Annotated in this window: 22 protein-coding genes; 13 read left to right on the top strand and 9 right to left on the bottom strand. The window is 70.0% G+C overall.

What is annotated here, in order from left to right; translation table 11 throughout:
* Positions 1-24: 24 nt before the first annotated feature.
* Both Pmi06nite_RS29575 and Pmi06nite_RS29580 read right to left on the bottom strand, forming a co-directional pair.
* Positions 25-930, bottom strand: a complete 906-nt coding sequence (locus Pmi06nite_RS29575; protein ID WP_203956428.1) for an RNA polymerase sigma-70 factor — start codon at positions 928-930, stop codon at positions 25-27.
* 169 nt (positions 931-1,099) lie between these two features.
* Positions 1,100-1,798: a sensor histidine kinase gene (locus tag Pmi06nite_RS29580; RefSeq protein ID WP_203956429.1), complete on the bottom strand. Its 699-nt coding sequence runs from the start codon at positions 1,796-1,798 to the stop codon at positions 1,100-1,102.
* A gap of 199 nt (positions 1,799-1,997) precedes the next feature.
* Here Pmi06nite_RS29580 and Pmi06nite_RS29585 point away from each other — a divergent pair, with 199 nt between their 5' ends.
* Together Pmi06nite_RS29585 and Pmi06nite_RS29590 are read left to right on the top strand one after the other, a co-directional pair.
* A complete protein-coding gene (locus tag Pmi06nite_RS29585; protein ID WP_203956430.1) occupies positions 1,998-2,927 on the top strand; it encodes an RNA polymerase sigma factor in 930 nt (309 codons plus the stop codon).
* Between the two features lie 161 nt (positions 2,928-3,088).
* Positions 3,089-3,916: a GNAT family N-acetyltransferase gene (locus tag Pmi06nite_RS29590; RefSeq protein WP_203956431.1), complete on the top strand. Its 828-nt coding sequence runs from the start codon at positions 3,089-3,091 to the stop codon at positions 3,914-3,916.
* A 62-nt stretch (positions 3,917-3,978) separates the two neighbouring features.
* On the opposite strand, the gene Pmi06nite_RS29595 is transcribed toward Pmi06nite_RS29590, so the two are convergent.
* Complete coding sequence (locus Pmi06nite_RS29595; protein WP_203956432.1) at positions 3,979-5,439, bottom strand: hypothetical protein; 1,461 nt, start codon at positions 5,437-5,439, stop codon at positions 3,979-3,981.
* A gap of 63 nt (positions 5,440-5,502) precedes the next feature.
* On the opposite strand from Pmi06nite_RS29595, the gene Pmi06nite_RS29600 reads away from it, so the two are divergent.
* On the top strand, positions 5,503-6,237 hold the full coding sequence (locus Pmi06nite_RS29600; protein ID WP_203956433.1) for a TetR/AcrR family transcriptional regulator C-terminal domain-containing protein: 735 nt from the start codon (positions 5,503-5,505) through the stop codon (positions 6,235-6,237).
* A 249-nt stretch (positions 6,238-6,486) separates the two neighbouring features.
* Positions 6,487-8,388: an RCC1 domain-containing protein gene (locus tag Pmi06nite_RS29605; protein WP_203956434.1), complete on the top strand. Its 1,902-nt coding sequence runs from the start codon at positions 6,487-6,489 to the stop codon at positions 8,386-8,388.
* Positions 8,389-8,476: 88 nt separating this feature from the next.
* Here the strand turns inward: Pmi06nite_RS29605 and Pmi06nite_RS29610 are convergent, their stop codons facing one another.
* Complete coding sequence (locus Pmi06nite_RS29610) at positions 8,477-8,842, bottom strand: gamma-glutamylcyclotransferase family protein (RefSeq protein WP_203956435.1); 366 nt, start codon at positions 8,840-8,842, stop codon at positions 8,477-8,479.
* A gap of 195 nt (positions 8,843-9,037) precedes the next feature.
* On the opposite strand from Pmi06nite_RS29610, the gene Pmi06nite_RS29615 reads away from it, so the two are divergent.
* Positions 9,038-9,418: a winged helix-turn-helix transcriptional regulator gene (locus Pmi06nite_RS29615; RefSeq protein WP_203956436.1), complete on the top strand. Its 381-nt coding sequence runs from the start codon at positions 9,038-9,040 to the stop codon at positions 9,416-9,418.
* A 33-nt stretch (positions 9,419-9,451) separates the two neighbouring features.
* Here the strand turns inward: Pmi06nite_RS29615 and Pmi06nite_RS29620 are convergent, their stop codons facing one another.
* Complete coding sequence (locus tag Pmi06nite_RS29620; RefSeq protein WP_203956437.1) at positions 9,452-10,423, bottom strand: quinone oxidoreductase family protein; 972 nt, start codon at positions 10,421-10,423, stop codon at positions 9,452-9,454.
* Here Pmi06nite_RS29620 and Pmi06nite_RS29625 point away from each other — a divergent pair.
* The 3 genes from Pmi06nite_RS29625 (at position 10,406) to Pmi06nite_RS29635 (ending at position 12,919) form a co-directional block, all read left to right on the top strand.
* Positions 10,406-10,561, top strand: coding sequence for a hypothetical protein (locus Pmi06nite_RS29625; protein ID WP_203956438.1), 156 nt, complete (start codon positions 10,406-10,408; stop codon positions 10,559-10,561). The genes Pmi06nite_RS29620 and Pmi06nite_RS29625 overlap by 18 nt on opposite strands.
* A 510-nt stretch (positions 10,562-11,071) precedes the next feature.
* Positions 11,072-12,490, top strand: coding sequence for a dihydrolipoyl dehydrogenase family protein (locus tag Pmi06nite_RS29630; protein WP_203956439.1), 1,419 nt, complete (start codon positions 11,072-11,074; stop codon positions 12,488-12,490).
* A 39-nt stretch (positions 12,491-12,529) separates the two neighbouring features.
* On the top strand, positions 12,530-12,919 hold the full coding sequence (locus tag Pmi06nite_RS29635) for a DUF488 domain-containing protein (RefSeq protein ID WP_203956440.1): 390 nt from the start codon (positions 12,530-12,532) through the stop codon (positions 12,917-12,919).
* A 77-nt stretch (positions 12,920-12,996) separates the two neighbouring features.
* Here Pmi06nite_RS29635 and Pmi06nite_RS29640 read toward each other — a convergent pair whose 3' ends face one another.
* From Pmi06nite_RS29640 to Pmi06nite_RS29650, 3 genes are all read right to left on the bottom strand, one after another.
* Positions 12,997-13,791 (bottom strand): maleylpyruvate isomerase family mycothiol-dependent enzyme, encoded by a 795-nt coding sequence (locus Pmi06nite_RS29640; protein WP_203956441.1) that lies wholly within the window; start codon positions 13,789-13,791, stop codon positions 12,997-12,999.
* 131 nt (positions 13,792-13,922) lie between these two features.
* On the bottom strand, positions 13,923-14,792 hold the full coding sequence (locus Pmi06nite_RS29645) for a polysaccharide deacetylase family protein (protein ID WP_203956442.1): 870 nt from the start codon (positions 14,790-14,792) through the stop codon (positions 13,923-13,925).
* Positions 14,793-14,967: 175 nt separating this feature from the next.
* Positions 14,968-16,116 carry a methyltransferase gene (locus tag Pmi06nite_RS29650; protein ID WP_203956443.1) on the bottom strand — a complete coding sequence of 383 codons (1,149 nt, stop codon included), beginning with the start codon at positions 16,114-16,116 and terminating at the stop codon, positions 14,968-14,970.
* 158 nt (positions 16,117-16,274) lie between these two features.
* Here Pmi06nite_RS29650 and Pmi06nite_RS29655 point away from each other — a divergent pair, with 158 nt between their 5' ends.
* Positions 16,275-18,362, top strand: a complete 2,088-nt coding sequence (locus Pmi06nite_RS29655; RefSeq protein ID WP_203956444.1) for a sensor histidine kinase — start codon at positions 16,275-16,277, stop codon at positions 18,360-18,362.
* Here the strand turns inward: Pmi06nite_RS29655 and Pmi06nite_RS29660 are convergent.
* Complete coding sequence (locus tag Pmi06nite_RS29660; protein ID WP_203956445.1) at positions 18,359-18,967, bottom strand: response regulator transcription factor; 609 nt, start codon at positions 18,965-18,967, stop codon at positions 18,359-18,361. The genes Pmi06nite_RS29655 and Pmi06nite_RS29660 overlap by 4 nt on opposite strands.
* Before the next feature lie 98 nt (positions 18,968-19,065).
* Here Pmi06nite_RS29660 and Pmi06nite_RS29665 point away from each other — a divergent pair, with 98 nt between their 5' ends.
* The 4 genes from Pmi06nite_RS29665 to Pmi06nite_RS29680 all read left to right on the top strand — a co-directional run bounded on the left by Pmi06nite_RS29665 (position 19,066) and on the right by Pmi06nite_RS29680 (position 24,020).
* Positions 19,066-19,797: an ABC transporter ATP-binding protein gene (locus tag Pmi06nite_RS29665; RefSeq protein ID WP_203956446.1), complete on the top strand. Its 732-nt coding sequence runs from the start codon at positions 19,066-19,068 to the stop codon at positions 19,795-19,797.
* Entirely contained in the window at positions 19,797-22,247 is a 2,451-nt protein-coding gene (locus tag Pmi06nite_RS29670) for an ABC transporter permease (protein WP_203956447.1), read from the top strand. The genes Pmi06nite_RS29665 and Pmi06nite_RS29670 overlap by 1 nt, the downstream gene beginning before the upstream one ends.
* A gap of 97 nt (positions 22,248-22,344) precedes the next feature.
* Positions 22,345-22,872 (top strand): RNA polymerase sigma factor, encoded by a 528-nt coding sequence (locus tag Pmi06nite_RS29675; RefSeq protein WP_239114281.1) that lies wholly within the window; start codon positions 22,345-22,347, stop codon positions 22,870-22,872.
* The gene (locus Pmi06nite_RS29680) at positions 22,869-24,020 is read left to right on the top strand and encodes a CU044_5270 family protein (RefSeq protein WP_203956448.1); all 1,152 of its coding nucleotides are present in this window, start codon (positions 22,869-22,871) and stop codon (positions 24,018-24,020) included. The genes Pmi06nite_RS29675 and Pmi06nite_RS29680 overlap by 4 nt, the downstream gene beginning before the upstream one ends.
* Positions 24,021-24,057: the final 37 nt, after the last annotated feature.

Here is a 24,057-nt window from a genome sequence, read left to right on the forward strand (position 1 = left end):
AATCGGCGTGAAGCCGCGAGCGGATCACCCGGCAGGCCCGGGCGAGACGCCGGCGAGCTTGGCCGGGTTCATCACCCACAGGATCTGGTCGATTCCCCGCGCGGAGGCGCTGATGGTCACGAAGGCGGTGACGGTGTCACCGTGCGAGATCAGCACGCCTGGTCGTCCGTTCGCTTCGACCCAATCGATCGTCGTGCCCGGCCAGAACCGTGGCGCGAACGCCTTCATGAACTTCGCGACGCGGGTACGGCCGATCACGGGTATCCGAGAAGCGCCGCGTACGGCACCTCCACCGTCGGAATAGTTGACGACATCCGCGGCGAAGAGCTCTTCCAGGACGGCGAGGTCGCCCGTCTGGGCGGCGGCCAGGAAGGCCGTCAGGAGGCGTCGATGCGCGGCCGAACTCACCGGCGTGCGGCGCTCGGCGGCGATGCGTTTGCGCGCGCGGCTGACGAGTTGCCGGGTGTTCGTCTCACTCATTTTGAGGATGGCCGCGATCTGGCCGTACGGATAGTCGAACGACTCCCGCAGGACGTATGCCGCTCGTTCGGTGGGCGAAAGTCTCTCCAGCAGGAGCAGAACCGCGAGTTCCAGTTCCTCGCCGCGCTCGGCTCCGGCTTCGGGGTCTGCGCCGGTGTCCACCGGTTCGGGAAGCCAGGGGCCGACGTAGGTTTCGCGCCGTTTGCGAGCGGATTGGGCGAGGTTGATCGCCAGTCGGGTCGTCGCCGTCGCCAGAAAGGCCGCGGGGTCCAGCACCGCCGTGCGGTCCGTGGTCTGCCACCGTACCCAGACCTCCTGAACGATGTCCTCGGCCTCCGCCGAGCTGCCGAGCATGCGGTACGCGATGCCGAAGAGCCGAGGACGCAGGCCGAGGAAGACCGAGGCGGCCTGATCGAGTGCACTCGCCGCCTCGGAGTCTCCTGATGGCATGATCGCGACCGCCTCCCCCTGTATCCGAGCTCATTCCAGCCTACGAAGGGGGGACGGCGCACCCTCACCGGCGTCGCCGGGGGTCCGGAAATCGTGGCGAGGCGGGACGCGCACCCCTGCCAGGAAGGCCCACGCACGGTCACGATCGGTCACGACGGGTCGTGGATCGTCACGGCTGAACCGCGACGTAGCGGGCGAGGGGGAGCCGCAGCACGAAACGCGCGCCGCCTCCGGGGGCGTCCTCCACATGCAGGGTGCCGGCGTGGGCGTGGGCGATGTCACGGGCGATGGCCAGGCCGAGGCCGGTGCCTCCGCGGCGGCGGCAGCGGGCGGAGTCGAGCCGGGTGAAGCGTTCGAAGACGCGTTCGCGGTCCTGCGCGGGGATGCCGGGCCCGTCGTCGGTGACGGTGAGTTCGGCGAGGGCGTCGTAGTGGCGTACCTGGACCTGTATCGACTGTCGGGCGTGCCGTCGGGCGTTGTCGATCAGATTGGTGACCAGTCTCGCCAGGTACGCGGGGGCCGCGTGAACGGTGACCGCGGGCGCGGTCCGCAGCCGGATCTCGGGGCGGCCCGTCCACCGGATGGCATGGGTGCGGACCGTGTCGGTGAGATCGACGGTCTGGTGCTTGAGGTGCGTGCCGGCCGCGACCTGTGTGAGCAGCAGAAGGTCGGCGGTGATCGCTTCGAGCCGGTCGACGTCACGGAGCGCGGCGTCGAGGAGCCGGGGCAGGTCGGTCTCGCCGGGATGCAGCAGCGCCTCTTCCAGCTGTGCCCTGAGCCCGGCGAGAGGAGTGCAGAGTTCGTGGGCGGCGTCGGCGGTGAACCGGTCCTGCTGGGCCGGCCACTGGGTGGGCGCGGTCGAGGTCATCTTCACTCCTTCGGCAGTCCGGATGATCGGCGTGAACGGCCCGTTCGTAACGGTCAACCAGCTAAGACAGGGCAGCCCTCGCGTTCGTGACAGGTCCGTCGTCTTTTTCTGTGAGCCCCATGAGCGATGCCGGGCCGGCGGCCGTAGCCGGGCAGGCACCCGTCGTCGCAGGTCGGAAGGTGTTTGTAGCCTTGGCGGCATGGGGAACGTCGTGCCGGCCGACGCTGATCTGGTCCGAGAGGCGCAATCTGGCGATGTCCACGCCCTCGGCCTGTTGCTGGCCCGGCACCAGGCGGGCATGCGCGCGGTCGCGCTGAGCATCCTGGGGCACGGCCCCGACGCGGAGGACGCCGTCCAGGAGGCCGCCCTGATCGCGTTGCGCCGTATCGGGGACGTCCGTGATCCGGCCGCGCTGGCGCCGTGGTTGCGGACGGTCGTCCGCAACGCCTGCCGGATGCAGATCCGCACCAGGACGCCGGTCCCCGTGGGAGATCTCGAAGCACTGGCGCCGCCGCCCCGCGGTGAGTCCGATCTGGAGCGCCTCCTGGACCGGTACGCCATGCGGGACTGGGTCTGGCACGCCGTCGGGGAACTGTCGCCGGATCTCCGGCTGGTGATGATGTTGCGCTACTTCACCGAGGTGACGGCCTACGAGCACATCGCGGAATTGTGCGCGGTTCCCGTCGGCACGGTGCGCAGCCGGCTCAGCCAGGCGCGGGCCAAGCTGTCCGAGGCCCTGCTGGCGACGGCGAGCCGGGCCCACGACGACGTCGCGGCGCTGACCGACGCGCGTCGCAGGGAGGCCGAGGAGACGCTGCGGGCCGCGCATCACGGCTCGTTCGCCCAGGCGCTGGCGGCGCTCTGGTCGCCGGAGGTGGAGGTGACCTGGCCTCAGGGCAAGCGCACGAAGGGTTTCGACTACCTGGTGACGGCGATGGAACGCGATCTCGGTGACGGCGTACGCCATCGCCTGGCGAACGTCGTGGCCGGTCGCGGGGTGGTCATCTGGGAGAACGACCTGATCAACCCGTCTGACGATCCCTTCCACTGCCCGCCTGCGGTCGTGTGGGTGAACTTCCTCGAGGCGGGCCGGGTCCGGAGGGTCAGGCTGTTCCACCCCGTACGGTGACGGTGTCTCACGTCGGCCCGGCGGGCCACGGGGACCCCCTATCGCAGCGGATTTCGCCGGGAATCGAACTTTCCGCATGATCGATGCATCTTGCGGGTGTCAGGTTCCACAGCGGGCGTCAGCCATCCGGGACGTACCGCAGCAACCCAGCAAGGAAGATCATGTCGCGAACAGTCCCGACCGCTCTCGCCGAAGGCGCCGAGGCGGAGTTCATGTACCAGTACGAGTCGAACATGCCGGCGGCCACGCGGTCCGCGTTCGGGGTCACGACCACCCGCATCGGCGGAGGCGTCGCCCTGTCGATGCTCCGGGATCCGACGGGCTACTGGAGCAAGGCGCTCGGATTCGGCTTCGACGAGCCGATCACCCCTGATCTCATCGACCGTGTGGTGGATTTCTATCGCGGGGAAGACAGCAGGGGCGCGGTGATCCAGATTGCCCCGTCCGTGTTGCCGCCGGACTGGGACGACATCCGGGCCAGGCATGATCTGCGGCCGGGGTCGCAGATCGTGAAGCTGTGGTGCCCGGTCGACGCCTTCAGCCCGGGGCAGACCGGAATGCGCGTCGGGCCGGTGGGTCCCGACGACGCGGAGGAGTGGGCCTCGGTCGTCCTGCGCGGGTTCGGCATGCCGCCGGAGGGCGTCGCCGAGATGCTGACGGCCAGCGTCGGGCACCCGGACTTCCGGACGTTCGCGGTCTGGGACGGTGACGCCCTGGTCGCCGGCGCCAATCTCTTCGTCGACGGAGAGGTCGGCTCGTTGAACACCGGCTCGACGCTGCCCGGTCACCGCAATCGCGGGGCGCAGTCGGCGCTGCTGTCGGCTCGTGCCAAGGAGGCCGCGAACGCGGGCTGCCGATGGCTCGTCGCCGAAACCGGGCGGCCCGCGGAAGGCGAGAGCAATCCGTCGCTGAACAACATGCTCAGAGCCGGGATGCGGCAGTTGTACGTCCGGCAGAACTGGATCTGGCGGCCGGACACCACGTCCTGACAGATCTGTGATGCCACGCATTCCGGGAGAATGCCGGCCGGATGTCCGGGACGGACGGCAGGTCAGGCGCTGACGAACATCGGTGTGAGCGAGACCTGCAGAATCAGCTGCCCGTCGTGGATCTCGGTGGCGGGGGTGTCGCCGAGCGCATCGATCACGGTGGCGGTCGAGGCGGGCCATGGCCAGGTCACGGTGACCGGTGGTTCGTCCTCCCCGTCGAACACGTCCCGGTGGTCCCAGAGCACGAGCAGCGGCCCGCGGCCGGTGCGATCGACCTGGAACGCGTACAGCGTGGGCCGGTCGGCGACCTCCACGCGGGTCACGCGCGACACCCCCGCGAGCTGCTCGGCGAGCAGGGCGAACGTGTCCGCCGCCGGGTGCCGGGCGCTGAGTGAGGTGCCCCGGTAGTCGAGCAGGGCGAGCTTCCCGAACATCAGGTGCATCACCTGGCGGGGGTCGACCGGTCCGGGGACCTCGGGCGCGAGGTTCCAGTACACGGTGCGTCGGACCCCCTCGGCCAGAGTCAGCAGATTGCACATGACGAGCTGGCGGCAGTTGATCCGGTGCCGTCTGGCCTCCAGGTCGGCGGGGCAATCGGCCAGGAACATCTGCAGCTTCGGCGGCAGCTGGGACATCCGGTCGTACAGCGCGGTCATGGCACGCCGCTCGGGAGTGTCCTGACCCGCCCGTTCGATGAGTTCCTCGGTGCTCTGCGTCGCGGGCACGTCAGTGAACGCGCTCGCGAGGGTCTCGTACATGACCGCTCCGACCTCGGGGAACTCGAACGGCACCGGTGCGGCGTACTCGCCGACCACGATCGGTTTGAGATAGCCGTGGGCGCGCATCAGCCGCCTGGCGCCGTCGAGACTCGCCGGGATCGTGGAGGCGTCGCCGTACAGGTGCACGTCGAACAGGTCGAAGGCGTCGCGTCCCGCGGACACCACGTGATCGAAGAACAGCCGAGCGGCGCTGCCGTCCTCGCTGCTGAACACGTCGTAACCGCAGCCGCCGAGGACGACGGCGGCGGCGGGGTCGGCGTCCTTGACCGCGGCGTACATGGTCTCGAGCTGTGCGACATATTCGGCGGAGGTGCCGGCCCACAGCAGGTCGGTGTTGCTCGGCTCGTTGTCGCACTGCCAGTAGTGCACCCGTCCCGCGCAGTGGCTCACCACCTGACGGACGAATTCGCCATAGGCGGTCAGGTCGTGAGCCGGGGACGGGGGGAGGAAGTCGGTCGGCTGCCGGGTCGCCCACGGCGAGCTGGAGCACAGGGTGATCCATACCTCCTCGTCGCCGTCCAGCTGGTCCAGCAGCGCGTCGACGGTCTCCCAGGTGTAGCGGCCGGGTTCCGGCTCGACCTGGCCCCAGTACACGTAGGCGCGCACCAGTTGCGCCCCCAGGGAGCGCGCCTGGGGAACGAACTCGTCAGGCTTGCCGAACAGGCCGTAGCTGATGCCGCGGACGATGCCCAGCCGGATGCCCTGCGGGTCGAAGGGACCGGTGGCGGCGGTGATGTCGGACATGGGGGGCGCCTCTCGGGGAAAGTGTACGTCATATACGAATCGTTTATAACGTATACTCCGATCATGCGTGAGTCCACCCCAGGGCCGATCCAGCTGATCTGGACCCAGCCGCCACCGCCGCCACGACAACGCGCGCTCGGCAGGGAGGAGATCGTGGCCGCCGCGATCGCCCTCGCCGACGAGGCGGGTCTGGGTGCGATGACGATGAAGGCGATAGCCGTACGGCTCGGGGACTACTCACCGATGGCGCTGTACCGCTACGTGCACAACAAGGAAGGTCTCGTCGACCTGATGCTCGACGCGGCCACCGCCGAGATCCCGCTGCCGGCACGGCCCGGCGGCGACTGGCGTTCCGACCTGTACGGCCTGGCCATGGACAGTCGGCGGATGACGCACAGGCATCCCTGGTATGCGCAGTTGGTCCACACCCGTCCCCCGGCGGGCCCGCACATGATGCGCCGTCTGGAGTTCATGCTCACCGTGCTCACAGGAGAGGGGGCGACGGTCGCCGCGGCGATGACCTACGCGGCGCTCGTCGACCGGCACATCCTCGGCAGCGGGCTACAGGAGGCCGAGGAGGCGCGCCTCGACCGGCGCTACGGCCTGGACGACACCGCGAAACTGGTCGCCGCCATCAGGGCCCTTCATGGACTGGCCGTCGCGGACGGAGGCGTCCCGCACCTCGCCGGCTGGCTCGCGCAGCCCACCGGGTTCACCGCAGATGAACAGTTCGCTCTCGGGCTGGACTTCCTCCTGGACGGCATCGCCCGCAGGCTGGCGAAGCCGGCGGAGGAATGACCGCACGTCGACGATTATCACAATTTACTCATTAGCCACATAAACCGCTTATCGTCCCAAGGCGGCATAGATCATAATGGCGGACCGGTCCAAACGAGAAGGAACAACCGCAGCGAGCGCCATGGCTGTGTTGATCACGAGGGGCACTAGATGACTGGTCTGATGGCTGAGGCTTTGCCTGGCTCTGTTTCCGCGGAAACTGCGGGCGGGCGGCTGAGAGGTTGGCGGCGGGGCGCTCGAGTGCCTGCCGTGGCGGTGGGTTTGGTGCTGGCCGTGAGCGCTATCGGCGTGGCGGTGTCGGGCCCGGCGGCGGCGGTGGCCTCCAGCGGCACCTCGTCCGCGTACGCATGGGGCAACAACGTCTGGGGGCAGTTGGGCAACGGGTCGAAAAACACCAACCCGGCCACCCGGCCCTCCCCGGCCGCTGTGCATGGGCTCAGTGACGTGACGCAGGTCGCCGCCGGCGACGCCCACAGTCTGGCGTTGCGGTCGGACGGCATCGTGTGGGCGTGGGGCCGCAACTGGAACGGCGAGGTGGGAGGGGGGCCGTCAGGACCAGTGCTGGAGCCGGCACGGGTGTATGGCCTGACGGACATTGTGCAGGTTGCGGCCGGCGAGTACTACAGCTTGGCATTGCGGTCGGACGGCACCGTGTGGGCGTGGGGCTACAACACCTATGGACAACTCGGCGACGGCAGCGACACCGACCGCTACGGTCCCGTGAAGGTGGCCGGGCTGACCGGGGTGACCCAGATCGCCGCCGGTGACTTCCATAGCCTGGCGTTGCGGTCGGACGGCACCGTATGGGCGTGGGGCTTCAACGGCTTGGGCGGCCTCGGTGATGGCTCCGGCGCCGACCGCCATGCTCCCGTGAAGGTGGCCGGGCTGACCGGGGTGACCCGGATCGCCGCCGGCGATTACCACAGCCTGGCATTGCGGTCGGACGGCACCATGCGGGCCTGGGGCTTCAATTCGGATGGGCAACTCGGCGACGGCACCACCACCGACCGCTATGCCCCCGTGAAGGTGGCCGGGCTGACCGGGGTGACCCGCATCGCCGCCGGCGACTACCACAACCTGGCGTTACGCTCGGACGGCACCGTGATGGCCTGGGGCAACAACGCCTCCGGGCAACTCGGCGACGGCACCGTCACCCAACGGCGCAAGCCGATCACCGTGCCAGGGGTGACCAATATCGCCCAGGTCAGCGCGGGCAACGAGGACAGTTTCGCGCTCCGCTCGACCGGCACCGTGATGGCCTGGGGCTTGAACGAGAACGGGAAGCTCGGCGACAGCACCACCACGCAACGGCACAAGCCGATCACCGTGCCGGGGGTGAGTTCGGTGACCCAGGTCTCGGCCGGCGCCATTCACACGCTGGCGAAGGTGGGTCCGCCGGTGGTGACGGCCAAGGCGGCGATCACCGGTTCCCTTGTCGTCGGAGACAAGCTGACCTGCAAGGGCACCTTCCTCGCCGCCTCCTCGGTGAAATACAGCTGGTCACGGGACACGACCACGATCTCGGGGGCGACCGCCTCCACCTACACACCGGTGGCGGGCGATGTCGGTCACAAGGTGACCTGCACCGTTTCCGGCACCAACACCCACGGCACCACCAGCACCGCGGCGGCCACCGGCGTCTACGCCCGTTTCACCACGGGCACCCCGCCGGTCGCGCAGACCGGTAAGTACTTCATCTACCGATTCACGGCGAGCGGCTACTCCACGGCGAAGGTCGCCCTGCACTCCGGGGCACTCCCCCCGGGCCTGAAGCTGGCCGCCGGCGGCACTCTGTCCGGAACACCCACCCAAGCGGGCGCCTACACCTTCACCCTGCAAGCGACAGGCGGCACCGCCCCCACCGCCAGAGGCACCAAGAGCGTCGTCGTCAACGGCCCGGCGAAGTTCACCACGACCACCACACCGACCGCATACGCCGGCAAGTACTACATCTACCGATTCACGACCACCGGGTACCCTGCACCGAAGGTCACTCTGTCCTCCGGGACGCTTCCCTCGGGCCTGAAGCTGGCCACCGGAGGCACCCTGTCCGGGACGGCCACGCGCAAGGGCACCTACACGTTCACCCTCAAGGCGACCAACGGCGTCGGCGCTCCCGCCACCACCACCAAGACCGTCACCGTCCGCTGACCAGCGTGACCCCTGGGGAATCGGCACACCACCGATTCCCCGGGGCATTTCCCGATCAAGATCGGGTACGGCGTCTCGCCCCGCGGGCTCATTCGCCGCTCTGCTCAGCCTCCACGTACACCCAGGCGTCGAGGCCGGACAGCAGAATCACCCGGATGCGGGTGTAGTCCGACACCTCGTATTCGTCGGCCGCGGCCAACTCCGACGCGGAGATGTCGAACACGGTGCCCTGGACCTGGTCGGCCGGGTCTCCCGTGGCCGTCACGATCGGATGCCAGGCGGCCCCGCTGACCGCGACGACATCGGGATCGGTGACCTCCACGATGGAGGTCCGATAGCCGGGCAGGGCGTCAGGCCGTCCCTCCAGCAGCCGGCCGAAGTTGGCCGTCTGCACGGCGGGATCCTGCAGGGTGCCGTAGGAGAACAGCCGGACGTCGCGTTTCTCTTCCGTCATGAGGACATCCGTACCATCTCCTCGGCCCGCGTCGCGGCGGGACCCTTCGCCCGACAGGGCGGCGGCGCGGTCTCGGTTGTCCGGCGGCACGAGCGCAGCGCCGGAAACAGTGCTCTGTGCAGCGGGAATACGACCCAAGGTCGTCCGCTTGTAGCTCCCAATGCCGTTTTGCGGGCACCGGGGAAGCTGGTGAGCATGGAAAAGTCACTGCCGGATGTGATCGGCGACATATGCGATCCCAAGGAGAGCAGTGTCGCGTTCGTGCGTGACCTCTTCGGACGTCTGGGTGAGAAGTGGTCGATGCGGGCCCTGGACGAGCTGGCCCATGGTCCCCTTCGTTTCACGGCGCTCATGAACGCGCTTCCGGGAATCTCGCACCGCATTCTCACTGTCACGCTGCGAACGTTGGAGGGCGACGGCATGGTGAGCCGGACGGCGTATCCGGAGACACCGCCGCGCGTCGAGTACGCACTCACGCCGCTGGGCGAGAGCTTTCTCTGCCGCGCCCTCTCAATGGTCGCCTGGGCACAGGACCACCAGCAGGAGATCGAAACCAACAGGGCCGCCCGACGCTGAGCCCGGCCCTGTCAGGATCGATGTCTTCGCCGCTCAGACCGTCAGGACCAGTGAACCCGTGGTGCGCCGTGACTCCAGATCGCGGTGGGCGCGGGCGATGTCCGTGAGCGGATACGTGGTGACGACCGTCTCCCCGAGGTCACCGGAGACGACGAGCCCGAACAGTTCGTCGGCCAGCGACTGCCGTTCGTCGTGACCGGGCACGAGCGAGTCGAGGCTTGGCCGGCTCAGGGTGATTCCCCTGCGGGAGACCAGCTCTTCGTCCACGGTGGGCTGGCCGGAGGAGGCGCCGAACAGGACGACGGTGCCGTTCTCCGTCACCGCGCGGAGGGAGAGGCCGACGGTGTCGCGCCCGACGCCGTCGAACACGGCGTCCACGCCTCTGCCGCCCGTGATCCGCTGGATCTCGGCGACGACGTCCTGGCCTGAATCCAGGGCGTAGACGTGATCGGCGCCGTTCGCCTCGGCTGCGGCGGTCTTCGCCGTGGAGCCGACCGTGCCGATGACGACGGCCCCTGCCGCCTTGGCCCAGCGGATCAACAGTGACCCGACTCCGCCCGCCGCGGCGTGGACCAGGATGACGTCTCCCTCGCCGACCGGGTAGGCCTTCGTGATCAGCGCCCCGGCGGTGAGGCCCTTGGCCGTCATGGCCGCACCCTGTTCGTAGGTGATCCCGTCGGGGAGGCGGAGCAGCGACGACGCCTGGATCAGCCGCTTCTCCGCGTTGGCGCCGGGCGCCGACGTGTACGTCACGCGGTCGCCCACATTGAAGGCGGTGACGCCGGAGCCCACGGCCTCCACGTCACCGGCCGCTTCGAGTCCGATGGTGACGGGGAAGCCGCCTCCGCCCACGGCGCCGGAACGGAACGCCAGGTCGATGTAGTTCACGCCGACGGCCCGCTGGCGCAGGCGCACCTCGCCGGGCCCGGGCTCGCCGACGGTTTCCTGTTCCGCGGTGAAGGTGCCGGCGTCGCCGAAGGCGTACTGATGGATGACGAGGCTCATGGGAGCATTCCTTTCATTGGTGGGGATCACACGCCGTGGCGGGCGAAGAGGGCGAAGAACCCTGATGCGATCGCGGTGATGCCGCTGACGACGAACACGAGCGAGATCACCCCCAGCCAGGCGCGTACCGAAGGGTGACGGCGTGGTGGCGTGTCGACGGCGTGCGTTGCTGCGAGATCTGACGTACTCAAAAGAACGGTTTCCCGGTTTCACGACAACTGTTTGACCTCACCGGGAACACGCCGGTCCGGCTCGAATTCCCCTCGGCGCCGCCGCACCTTTTTGTGCGTGACGCACCAGAAGGGAAGAAATCCGGTGGCGTCGTCAGGCACCGAAAAGTGCGTGATGGCGGAGAAGCCACGTCTTCCGGAATGACGGACACGTGGGGGATCTCGATCGACTCGCCGTCCGAACAGCCAGAAGTGTGACGCCGATCACGCCAGCCCGGGCGGTGGTCCGCTTAATGAAGATTTTTATAGAAATATGCCGATACGCGAATCGCGTCGTCGAGGGGCGACGCGTCGGGAATTCATCCGTGATGCTTAGCTGTCCGTTCCTTTCCGCTCTGCCGCCACGGGGGATGAAAGACTGACCCGATATGTCAGTAACGCGGCGGTGTGACCTGCGACATCGGGGGGTGCAGGTTCCATGGCGGACGACGTCTTCGACGTGATCGTGATAGGTGCGGGACCGGTGGGGGAGATCGCCGCGGCACGTGCCGTACGGGGTGGTCTGAGCGCGGCCGTCGTCGAAAGGCGCCTGGCCGGCGGCGAGTGCGCCTACTACGCGTGCATCCCGAGTAAGGCGCTGCTGCGGCCCATGGGGTTGTCGGCCGAGGTGAGCCGGATGCCGGGACTGGCCTTGCGCGGGCCGATCGACACCGCCGCGGTGCTGGCCCGCCGCGACGAGACCGTCTCCGGCTTCGACGACGGCGGCCAGGTGAGCTGGATCGGGAACGTCCCCGCGACGTTCGTCCGGGGCCACGGTCGCCTGGCGGGTCCGCTGCGTGCGGAGGTGACGACGCCGGACGGCGGCGTCCGGACGCTGGGGGCCCGCCACGCCGTCATCGTGGCGACGGGCAGCGACCCCCTGATCCCCGATGTGCCCGGCCTCCGGGAGGCGCGTCCTTGGACGAACCGGGAGGCGACCAGCGTCCAGCAGGTCCCGAAACGGCTGGTCGTGATCGGCGGCGGAGTCGTCGGCTGCGAGATGTCACAGGCCCTGCACGCCCTCGGCGCCCAGGAGACGACCCTGCTCGTGCGGGGCGACCGGCTGCTCGGCCGGACCGAGCCCTTCGCGGGCGACCTGCTGGCGAAGTCGTTCCAGGAGTCGGGCATCGACGTGCGCTTCGGCCGCTCGCCCACCCGCGTCGAGCGCCCGACGCCGGACGATCCGGTGACCGTCCACCTCGACGACGGCTCGACGATCGAGGCCGACGAGATCCTCGTCGCCACCGGCCGCCGGGTGAACGTGGGGGACATCGGCCTGGAGACGATCGGGCTCGAGGCGAACGGTCCGATCGCGGTCGACGCGAGCATGCGGGCGACGGGGCTCCCCGACGGATGGCTTTACGCCATCGGTGACGTCAACGGCCTCAACATGCTCACGCACATGGGCAAATACCAGGCCCGGGTGTGCGGTGACGTGATCGCCGCCCGTGCCGGGGGGCTGCCCGACGACCTGCCGTCGCACCGTGACTCCGCCGACTATCGTGGTGCCCCGCAGGTCATCTTCACCGACCCCGAGGTCTGCGTGGTCGGGCGCACGGAGTCCCAGGCCCGCGCCGACGGCTTCACCGTGCGCACCGTCGAATACGACATGAGCGCGGTCGAGGGGGCCTACCTCATGGCCGAGAACTACACCGGAAGGGCGAAGATGGTCGTCGACGAGGACCGCCGCGTGCTCCTCGGCGTCACCTTCGTCGCCCCCGCGGTCGTCGACCTCCTCCACTCGGCCACCATCGCGGTGAACGCCGAGGTCCCGATCGACGTGCTGTGGCATGCCGTGCCGTCGTTCCCGACCGTGAGCGAGGTCTGGCTCAACCTCCTGGAGGGGTACGGCCTGTGATCGCGTCCCGGTCCCGGCTTGTCAGGGGGTGAGCGTGCGATGCCGGACGATCATCGGGTGGAGGTGTCCCCGGGCGTGCGGGTGGCGCGGGTGTACGACGGACCCGAGCCGGAGGACGGAGCGCGGGTGCTCGTGGACCGGCTGTGGCCGCGCGGGCTGGCCAAGGACGCCGCCGCGCTCGACGACTGGTGCAAGCAGATCGCGCCGTCCACGGAACTGCGCATCTGGTACGGACACGATCCCGCCCGCTTCGACGAGTTCGTCAGCAGATACCGCGACGAACTCGACGATCCTGAGCGGGTCGCCGCGCTGGCCGAGCTCACCGAGCGCAGTCGCCGGGGAACGCTGACGCTGCTGACCGCGGTCAAGGCGCTCGACATCAGTCACGCGGTCGTGCTGGCCCGGCTGATCTCCAGCCACGCGGCATGAGGCGACCCGCCGGGCCGGGCGGCCACGTCTTCGGCCGGCCACTCGGCATGAGGCGACCCGCCGGGCCGGACCGTCGGTCAGAACCCGGGGAAGATCCGGCGCAGGTCGTCCAGGGTGACCGCGTCTCCGGTGATCTCCACGGTGACCGGGGTGTGCTCCGGGGCATGACGGCCCGAGACCAGGCGCAGCCACCACTCCGCGGGGGCGGTCAGGACGGCGTCCGGCTCGGACGGAACGTCGACGACGGCCACGGCCTCCCGGATGTCGAGGCCGAAGGACCGCTCCGGAGCGGTGACGTGCACGGCCACGGTCGCCTGGCGGCCGCCGAGCCCTTCCGGCTTGCCGAGGAAACCGACGAAGGCGTCGCCGCCGGCGATCAGCAGGTCGAGGGCCTCCGGGTCCAGCGTCGCCGCCGGGTCGAACGCCACCTTGACGTCCCAGGTGTGGTGGGCGAACTCACTGAGCCGCATGCCCGCGTACCCGGCGACGTCCACGGGCGGGGCCGGGAACCAGAGCTCGACCTGCAGGTCTTCCCTGGTCTTCGGGTCCAGGCCCTCGAAGCGGCGCACCAGCGCCTCGTTCGCGGTGACGACCTCCTCGGCCCGCTGGGCGCGCGACATGGCGTCCCACCGCGCCCACACGCCCTGGATGAACTCGAAGTTCGGAGATCCGGTGCCCTGCAACGCTCCCTCAAGGGCGGCGAGGCTGATCTCCGCGCCGCTGCCCAGGTGGCTCAGCACCTGGGAGACGTCCCATTCCGCGGCTCCGGACTGACGGGCGAGGTCGTCGGCGCCGAAGCCGCCGACCAGCGCGGCGAGCTCGTCGAGCTCGGAACGCAGGACCTTGATCGTCTGATCCGCTCGGTCGGTCATCGTGGTCTCCATTTGATCGGTCCGTCCAACGGCATCACAAGTGCGCGGACCACGATAACGGAGCTTCCTCCGCATCCGCCGGGTGGGAATCCGGGGAGAAGCGGACGAGGCGAAGGCCCGCGGACCGTCCACTAACGAGGGGCGGCGGCCTCCAGCGCGGCCGCACTGATCGGCGGGTGCACCGGACCACCGATGACCTGCCCTGTCGTACGGATGATGATCGACCCGTCGTCCACGCGCTTGCGTAGCCACGTCAGCAGGTCGGCGAAATCCGAAGGCGGCATCGAGTATGAGGGGCAGGTGTCGCAGATGTGATGGAGGTAGATGTTGTACCAGCCCCCGCCGTGGCTCTGCGCGGCCGTGATGCCGGCCTTGATCTGACCCAGGACTTCCTTCGGCGGGTAGTTCGTGCTGTGAGCCCTCAGACGGGCGGGCGTCCGGGGCGGGATGGTCTCCGCGAACGTCGTCTTGTCGTCCACACCCCCCACCAACCGCGCGCTGTTGTACCCGCACGCGCTGGCGGCCGCGGTCGCGGCGTCGTCGAACGAGCCGAACGGGTAGGCGAAAGAAACCGGGGCGTAGCCCTTGTCGAAGAGGGCGACGCGATCGTCGCAGATCTCCTGGTGAAGTTTCGTTCGGTCCATGCCGGCGAGCCGGGCGTGATTCAGGGTGTGCCCGCCGATCTCGTGGCCGGCCGCCGCCACCTCGGCGACCTGCTTCCACGTCATGGAGCCCTTCTTGCCGATGGTGCCGCTGTTGATGTAGTAAGTGGCCGGGAATCCATGCGCGCGAAGCATCGGCAGCGTCTGCATCTGATCGGCGTCGCCGTCGTCGAATCCGATGGTGACAATCGTCAGGGAGGTTTCCGGCGCCGGCGGCAGCGCGATCGCCGACGGATCGTCGTCCGTGACCGCGCGGGCGGTCCAGCCGGCGACGGCCGCGACGAGCAGGACGACCACGGCCGACAATGCCTGGATCCAGCGCGATCGGATCTTGCTCATCAACGTGGTCTCTCCGTATACCGCTGGACCGTGCCGATCCCATGTCCGGCATGGTGTGCTGACGCCTGCTCACGAGCGTCCCGGAATGATAGCCGCCACGAGTTGAATGGGAGAATCAGGTAATACGCGGATTTCCTGCCGCACTCCCTGGGTGTCGTAAGGTCGAAGCGTCGCCTCAGCGTTTTACGGCCCGCAGCACGACGAACTTCGGGTCGCTCGCGGCGACCTCGCAGTTGCCGAAGAGCCGGCGGAGTTTCGCGTGGTAGCCAAGGTGCCGGTTGCCGACCACCCACAGCTCCCCACCTCGGCGCAACGCGGCCCGTGCACCGTTGAACATGCGCCAGGCCGTCGCGTCGGTCGTCGCCCGATGCGTGTGGAACGGCGGATTGTTCAGCACCAGGTCCACCGATCCGGCAGGAACGCCCGCCAGGCCGTCGCCCGCGAGGAACTCCATCGGGGCGTCGAGGTTGGCCCGGCACGTGGCCTCCGCGGACGCCAGCGCCTGGTAGGACTCGTCGACGAAGACCACCTCGGCCTCTCCGTTGTCCAGTGCCGCCGCCATCCCGAGCACTCCGTTGCCGCAGCCCAGGTCCACGACGCGCTCCCGGCCGCTGCGGTGCGGGAGGTTCCGCAGGAAGAAGCGGGTGCCGACGTCGAGGCGGTCGGCGCAGAAGATGCCCGCGTGGTTGACGACGGTCAGGCCCGAGGCCGGTCCGATTCCCGTGGGGAGCGCGTAGCTTCGCGGCCACGGGTCGGCGTCCCTGGCGAGCATCGGATCAGGGGAGCAGAAGATGAGCCGGGCCTTCTTCGCCGCCAGCGACGTCCTGGTCGGCCCGAGGATCCGCTCGAACAACCGCAACGTCGACGTGTGGATCTCGGTGACCATTCCCGCGCCGACGACGACCGTGTCCGCGTGCACGTGGGGTGCGAGGCGGTGCAACTGGTCCTCCAGGAGCGCGAGGCTCTTGGGCACCCGGATCAGCAGCACGTCGATCCGGTCCGGGGGAGTGTCCCGGGTCGTCAGGAGCCGTACCGCGTCCGCGTCGACGCCGTTGCGCTCCAGGTTCGCCCGGGTCGCCTCCTGGGCGAGGAAGGAGTCGGTGACCTGCGTGGGGCGATGATCGGCGAGCGCGGCGACCAGGGCGCCCCACCGGTCGCCCAGGACGACCACGGTGCCCGACAGGTCGGCGGGTTCGCGGTCGATCCCGTCGAGGTGCCGCAGCAGGTACTCGTCGGCGGCGTCCCACGCGCGCAGCGGGTCGCGGGGATCCTCGGGGAAGCGGGCGAGCTCGAGTTCGCCCCTCGACGTCGTCAAACGGTTCATCGCGCCTCAGGCTAGCGAGTCATGCGAGGTGCACGGACAATCCCGCGTCCGGTCGCCGCCCCGCCCTCGCCTCGCGCCCAAGGGTCCCGCGTCCGGCCGCCGCCCCGCCCGGGGGAACCGTCTCGGAACAGGGCGGAGCACTAGGATTTCGTCCTGGTATGCGAATTCGGGGAGATCGGCAGCCCGCCCTTGCGCGGGGCATCGTCACCGTCGTGCTGGCCGGATTCGCGGGTGTCTACGTCCTTGCCGGATCGCCGCTGGCGATCGTGGTGTTCGGGCTCCAGCTCATCTACGTGTTCCCCGGCCTGCGGAAGTCGCGAGGGTGGTGGCTGCTCGCCGTACAGGCTGTGGTCGTCTACACCGCGACGCTCGGTTTCGGCACCTCCGTCGGGATCGCCGGCTTCCTGGGCGGGTCCCTGCTGCTCACCGCGTGGTGGCCGCTCGCCGTGCCGGTCGCGGTCGGCGCCGTGCTGATCGGGCCGGCCGATTCGGCGATCAGCATGGTGCTGATCAGTCTGGTGATCTACGGCCTGACCAGGCTCACCGAGCGGGTCGACGAGGTGCACGCCGCGCGGATGGCCCTGGCGATGGCCGCGGTGGCGGAGGAGCGGCTGCGGATCTCCGCGGAGCTCAGCCAGGGCCTGGGCAACGGACTCGTTGAGATCACCAAGGGCGTGCGGCTGGCTCTCGCGGACCCGGGCCGCGCGGGAGAGGTGCTCGGCGAGATCACGGGGGCCGCTCGCGCCTTCCTCGCCGACGCCAGGAACGCCGCCGCGAGCTACCGCGCGACGTCGCTGGCGCCGGAGGTCGCCACCGCCCGCGCGATGCTGACGGCCGCAGGGGTGACGACGGACGTGCGAGTGGGCGACGTCGAGCCGGTGGGCCCCACGGGGGCACTGCTCGCCACGGTGCTGCGCGAGGCGGTGACCGAGATCCTTCGGCGGGCCATGGCGCGCACCTGTGCGATCGAGGTCGTGTCCGCCGGAGGGACGGTACGGCTCCGCGTCGTCAGCGACGACGCCAGGACCGCCGAGGACGAGGGCTTCGGCGACCTGCCCGGCCGGATCGCCGCGGTGGGCGGCACCCTGTCCACCGGGCTCACTCCCGAGGGCCGGCTGGTCGTCGAGGCCGTGGTCCCCGAGGTCCGGCGGCCGGTGGAGGCCGCCGAGGAGCGGGGAGCATACGTGCTCTCCGTCGCCCTGCTGGCCGCGGTGCTGGTGGGCTTCTCGGTCAAGGCGCTGCTCATCGTCCCGGGCGCCGGGATCCTCGCCGCGGCCGTCTGCCTCGTGGTCATCCTCGTCGTGCAGCTCAGGTCGGTCGACGGGCGTCACATGGTGGCACTGGCACTGATGGCGCTGCTCACCTACCTGCCGATCCTCGCGTTCGGCCGCGCGTGGCTCGGCGTGGCCGGGTTCCTCGCGGGCCCCCTGCTGCTCGTCTTCCCATGGGCGGTGGCCTGGCCGCTGGTCGCGTGCGTGATGGCGAGCACCGCGTTGATCGCGGTACGGCTCGGCCTGCCGCTCGCGATGACGCTCAACTACACCGTGAGCACGCTGGTGACCGGTCTCGTCGTCTACGGCCTGATCCGTCTGGCCCGGCAGGTGAGGGAACTGCAGGCCGTACGGCGTGAGCTCGCTCGTGCGGCGGTCGTCGAGGAACGCCTGCGCGCCGCCCGCGACCTGCACGACCTGCTCGGGCACAGCCTCGCCGCGATCCTGCTCAAATGCGAGCTGGCGCGTCGCCTGGACCCGGTGCGGGCCCGAGCCGAGTTGGAGGACGTGCTGGTCATGGCGGAGCGGGCCGAGGCGGACATGCGTGCCGTGTCGGGTGAGGCGCAGGGAATGTCACTGGACGCGGAGGCGCGTTCGGCGCGGTCGGTGTTGTCGGCCGCGGGCATCGAGACCGAGGTCGACCTCGTGGAGCAGGAGCTTCCCGCCGAGGTGGAGTACGTGCTCGGTGTGGTGTTGCGCGAGGCGGTGACCAACGTGCTGAGGCACAGCACCGCCGGTTTCTGCCGGATCTCGACCATGCAGGCGGACGGGGGGGTATGGCTCCGGGTCCGCAACGACGGGGCGCGTCCGGCCGCCCGCGGACGAGGCTCGTCCGGGATCGGCAACCTCACCGTCCGCCTCGCCGCCTTGGGGGGAACGCTTACGACCGGAGCGGACGACGGCTGGTTCGAACTCGACGCCTGGGCTCCCGTGTCATGCGTGGGCGGTCCCGTGGTCGTCGGCGGGCCGGGCTAGATCCAGCCGGCCTCGGTCGCGATGCGGACCGCGTCCGTGCGGTTGCGGGCGTTGAGCTTGCCGACGATCGTGGTGAGGTAGTTGCGAACGGTCCCCGCACTGAGGAAGAGCCGCCCGGCTATCTCGGTGGCCTCCGCGCCCTCGGCCACCAGACGGAGCACGTCCGCCTCGCGCGGGGTCAGCGGGTTGTCGGCCAGGTCCCATGCGGTGAGCGCCAGCGACGGGTCGAGCACCCGCCTGCCCGCCGCCACCTCGCGGATCGCCTCCACCAGCCGCTCGGGTGCCGCCGTCTTGAGCAGGAAGCCGTCCACCTGCGCACTGAGCGCCCTGCGCAGATGCCCCGGCTTGCCGTAGCCGGTCAGCATGAGCACACGGCAGCCGGGCAGCTTCGCGCGCAGCTCTGCCGCGGCGCCCAGGCCGTCCAGCGTGCCGGGCATGTCGATGTCGAGCACCGCGACGTCGGGACGGTGCACCAGGGCCGCGGGGACGACGGCGTCGCCCGACTCGACCGAGTCGACGACCTCCAGGTCGGGTTCGAGACCGAGCAACGCGACCAGGGCGCCCCTGATGATGTGCTGATCCTCCGCCAGAAGCACATGAATCACAGGGGAATGTCTATCAGTGTCCGATTCATGATGACGTCATGGTGCATCGGTGATCGTGTCCCTGGCTCGTCCTCACACAGGTCAGCAGGGTGGAAGCCATGACAGACGTGGTTTCTTTGGACGCGGTGAGCAAGGTCTACGGCAAGGGACAGGGCGCGGTCGCCGCCCTGCGAGAGGTGTCGGCAGGTATCCCGGGAGGCAGTTTCACGGCGGTGATGGGCCCCTCCGGATCGGGCAAGAGCACACTCCTGCACTGCGCCGCCGGGCTGGACACGCCCACCTCCGGATCCGTACGGCTCGGCGGTACAGAGCTCGCAGGCATGAACGAGACGCGGCTGACCGAGCTGCGCAGACGCCGCGTCGGATTCGTGTTCCAGGCGTTCAACCTGGTCTCGTCGCTGACAGTGGTCGAGAACATCACGCTTCCCCTGCGGCTGGCCGGCGTCACCGTGGACCGGGCGTGGCTGAAGGAGATCGTCGAACGGGTGGGCCTCGCCGGCCGCACCGGTCACCGCCCGGCGCAGCTGTCGGGCGGGCAGCAGCAGCGCGTGGCCATCGCCCGTGCGCTGGTCACCAGGCCGGAGGTGGTGTTCGGCGACGAGCCGACCGGCGCGCTCGACACCATGACCGCCCGTGACGTGCTCGTACTGCTGCGCCAGGTCGTCGACGGGATGGGCCAGACGGTCGTCATGGTGACGCACGACCCGGTGGCGGCGTCGTACGCGGACACGATCCTGTTCCTGGCCGACGGCCGGATCGTGGACGAGATGACGGACCCGACCTCGGAGAAGGTCGCCGAGCGGATGACCCGGCTGGGAGCGTGGAACTGATGATCGGATTCGCTCTCAGGACCCTGCGGCACCGCAAGGCCGGATTCGCGGGCTCGTTCGTCGCCCTGCTGTGCGCCGCCATGCTGGTCTGCGCCTGCGGGATGTTGCTGGAGACCGGGTTGCGCGGCGAGGTCGCCCCCGAGCGCTACGCCGGCACGCCGGTGATCGTGGCGGGCGACCAGTTCGTCCGGCAGACCGTCCAGAAGTCCGGCGGCAAGTCGAAGACCAAGGCCAAGCCGCACGCCGAGCACGCCTGGCTGCCCGCATCGCTCGCCACGGCGTTGGGCGAGGTCGCCGGTGTCACCAAGGTGATCAGTGAGGTGACCTTCCCGGTCTACGTCGGGAACGGCCGGGCGAGTGGGCACGGGTGGGAGTCGGCGGGGCTCACGCCGTTCACACTGCGTGCCGGAAGCGCCCCGGCGGCCGCCGACGAGGTGGTCGTGGACGCCCGCTCCGGCCTCGCCGTCGGCGCTCGGCTGGACGCGGTGACCGCCGCGGGCGCGCGGACCTACCGGGTGACCGGCGTCACCGCGCAGTCCCTGCCCAGCCAGGACACGCTCTTCTTCAGCACCGCTGAGGCGCGCCGCCTGGCCGGACGGCCCGGCCAGGTGAGCGCCATCGGCGTCTTTCCGCGAGGGGAGGCCTCCGCCGTGGCGTCGAACGCGTCGGCCGTGCTGAAGGCCGCCCGGGCCTTCGCCCAAACAGGCGACGACCGCGGCACCATCGAGTTCCCCGACGCGGAGCAGGCGCGGGTGCGCCTGATCAGCCTCGGCGGAGCCCTGGGCGGCACGTCGCTGCTGGTCGCCATCCTCGTGGTGGTGGGCACGTTCGCCCTGTCCATCCAGCAGCGCGAGAGGGAGATCGCCCTGTTGCGGGCCGTCGCGGCCACCCCCCGGCAGGTGGGCCGGATGCTCGGAGGCGAGGCACTCCTGGTCGCCGCCCTCGCCGGGTCGGCCGGCTCCGTCGCGGGCATCGGGCTGGGCTTCTGGCTGCGCGACAGGTTCGTCGCGCTGGGCGCCATGCCTGAGCACCTGCGGCTTGTGGTCAGCCCGTTCCCCACGCTGGCGGCACTGCTGGCCACCATGTTCGCCGCCTGGGCGGCGGCCAGGCTCTCGGCCCGCAGGGCCGCCAGGATCCGCCCCGTTGAGGCGCTCGGTGAGGCGGCCCTGCCGGGGACCAGGCCGTCCTGGGGGCGGATGATCGCCGGTCTGGTCTGTGTGGGCGGCGGCGTGGCGCTGACCATCGTGTTGTCGGCGTTGTCGGTGGAGGCCGCGTCGAGTCCGGTGACCATGCTCACCGCACTGGTCTGGACGACCGCCGTGGCGCTGCTCGGCCCGGTCGTCGCCCGAGCCGCGACCGGTCTGCTCGGCGTGCCGTTGCGTCTTTCCAGAGTCGGCGGCCACCTGGCCGCCGCGAACCTGCGAACCGGGTCCAGGCGACTGGCGTCCGTCATCACGCCGCTCACCCTGCTGACGGCGATGACCTGCACGATCCTGTTCGTCCAGACCACGATGGGGCACGCCGCCGAGCGGGAGGCCGCAGCCGGGGGCCGCGCCGACTACGTCCTCGGCCCCCACCTCCCGGGGTCCGCCGCGCAGGCGCTGCGCGAGACGCCCGGTGTGCTCGCGGTCACCGAGGTGCTGCGCACGTCGGTGCGGGTCGGCCTGGAGAAGTACGGCGCGCAGGCGGTCACCCCGGAAGGGCTGGACCGGACCGTCGACCTGGGTGTGGTGGCGGGCTCGCTCAGGGACCTCGGCCAGGACGGCGTCGCGGTGAGCGAGACCGCGGCCGCACGCCTGGGCGTCGCGGTGGGCGGGCGGATCCCCCTCACCCTGGGCGACGGAACGCCCATGACGCCGACCGTCGTGGCGATCTATGCCAGGGGTCTGGGATACGGCGACCTCACGCTCTCCCACGCGCTGGTCGCACCGCACGTGGACGACGCGCTCGGCACCCTGCTCGTCTCCGCTCCCACCCTCCCGCGGGCCGCGATCACCGCGGCCGTTCCGGGGGCCGCCGTGCTCGACCAGGCTCAGGCGGTGGAAACGGCCGCGCCCAACGCCGAGGTCAACTACGTGGCCATGGGCCTGATCATCGCGTTCACCGCGATCGCCGTGGTCAACACCCTGGCGATGTCGACGTCGGACAGGTCGCGTGAGCTCGCGCTGCTCCGCCTGGTCGGCACCACCCGCCGCCAGGTGCTGCGCATGCTGAGGCTGGAGACGCTCACGGCGGTCGTGGTCGCCGTGGTCCTCGGAACCGGGATCTCGCTGGTCACGCTGTCGGCGTTCAGTGCGGGCATGACCGGGTCGGCCGTGCCGTACGTTCCGCCGTTCACCTACCTGGCGGTGGTCGCCGTCGCGGCGATCCTGGCGCTGGCCGCCACCGCGATCCCGGCCAGGCTCGTCCTCCGGCAGCGGCCCGCGGACGCGATCGGGGCGCGTCAGTGACCGGGCCGAAAATCTTTTTTGGAGTTGTTTGTAACACTTAGGGGTCTCGGCCCACTTCCTCCTGTCGGAACAAACACCGGGACGAAGGGGGCAGGCGGTGACGGACGATTCTCAACGGTTCACCACCATCTATGACGAGTGCCGCCAGCGAGTATGGGCCTACGTGGTCAGCCAAGCGGGCCGGCAAGTCGCGGATGAGGTGGTGAGCGAGACGTTCGCGATCGCCTGGCGGCGGTTCGACGACGTGCCCGACCCCGCCCTGCCGTGGCTGCTCGGCGTCGCCCGCAACGTGCTGCGTGACAACATCCGCGCCGAGATCAGGCGCGAGTCGCTCGCCGCCGAGCTGCGGGCCTGGACCGAAGAGGACCACGCCGAGTGGGTGGCCGAACGACTGGCCGTCGTCAACGCGCTGGCCGCCTTGACCCAGGAGGAGCGCGAGCTCCTGATCCTCGTGGCCTGGCAGGGGCTCACCCCCCGCGACGCGGCGCGTGTCATCGGCTGCTCACCGGCGGCCTTCCGCGTGCGCCTGCACCGTGCCCGCAAGCGGCTGGTCCAGGCGATGAAGACGGCCCCGGTGGCCCGTTCCCAGTCCCGAGTGCGCAATCTCAGTGAGGAGTGGTCATGAACCCGATGGATCAGCTGCGGTCGGCGCGCCCGGCTCACCTCGACACCCCGGTGGACGAGGGAACGAGGGCCGCCGAGCTCACCCACGCCATGGCGCAGTTCAGGCAGACCAAGCCTGCCCACGCCCGGAAGATCGCCAAGCCGGTGTGGGGTCTCGGCCTGGCCGGCGTCGCGGCGGCGACCGCCGTCGCGGTCGGGGTCACCGCGACCGGTGGAACGACCTCGGCGCCGAGCGCGCCGGCCGTCGCCCAGGGCGGCACGCAGGGTGGCACGCAGTCGCCCGCCGTCAAGCTCTCCGCGAAGCAGGTCCTCCTGGTCGCGGCCGAGTCGTCGCTGAAGGCCAAGGCGGGCAGTGGCGCGTACTGGCACATCGAGAGCACGAGCGGCAACGCCACCACTGTGGGCACCAAGGTGCAGTACATGGTGAACAGCCTTGGCAAGAGCGAGACGTGGATCGCCCGTTCACCGAAGGTCGACAGCTGGTGGGTCTCACAGAACCTGGGCACCAAGGCCGCCCCCGGCTCGGAGGCCGCCTGGAAGCAGGACGGCTCGCCGACCAAGTGGACGGTGAAGATGCCCAAGAATGGCGGCACCGCCAAGCTGCTGATCGACGCGAAGGGCGGCAAGCCCTTCGGCAACCCGATCAACGTCGGCGACAAGGTCGCCGACCTGGCCGGGAAGAACGTCTCGTTCGCCGAGCTCCAGAAGCTGCCCACGACCGCGGCCGCGCTGAAGGCGCGTCTGCTGAAGGGATACACCGGCAACAGCACCGAGGCCGACGTGCCACAGGAGAAGGACGCCTGGCTCTTCCAGGTGACCGCCGGCGTGCTGAGCGACATGCCCGTGAAGCCGGCCGTCCGGGCCGCGGCCTACGAGGTGCTCGCCGGGCTGAACGACGTCCGGTCCCTCGGCGAGGTGACCGACGCCCTCGGACGCAAGGGCCAGGGCATCGGCAGGTCGGAGAGCTGGCCCAACGGTCAGTACGAGCGGCAGCTCATCATCGACCCGCAGACCGGCCTTCTGCTGACCGACCAGATCGTGGCCGTGCACGCCGGCGGCAACTGGGCCGGGGCGAAGCCGGGCACCGTCGTCAACTACAACGCGATCACCAAGGCCGCGTGGACGGACGAGAAGCCCGTCAAGCCGTAACAGGGCGCTCCCGTTCGTGAACCGGGGGCCGATCAGG

This window comes from Planotetraspora mira (assembly GCF_016863275.1).
Classification (GTDB): Bacteria; Actinomycetota; Actinomycetes; order Streptosporangiales; family Streptosporangiaceae; genus Planotetraspora; species Planotetraspora mira.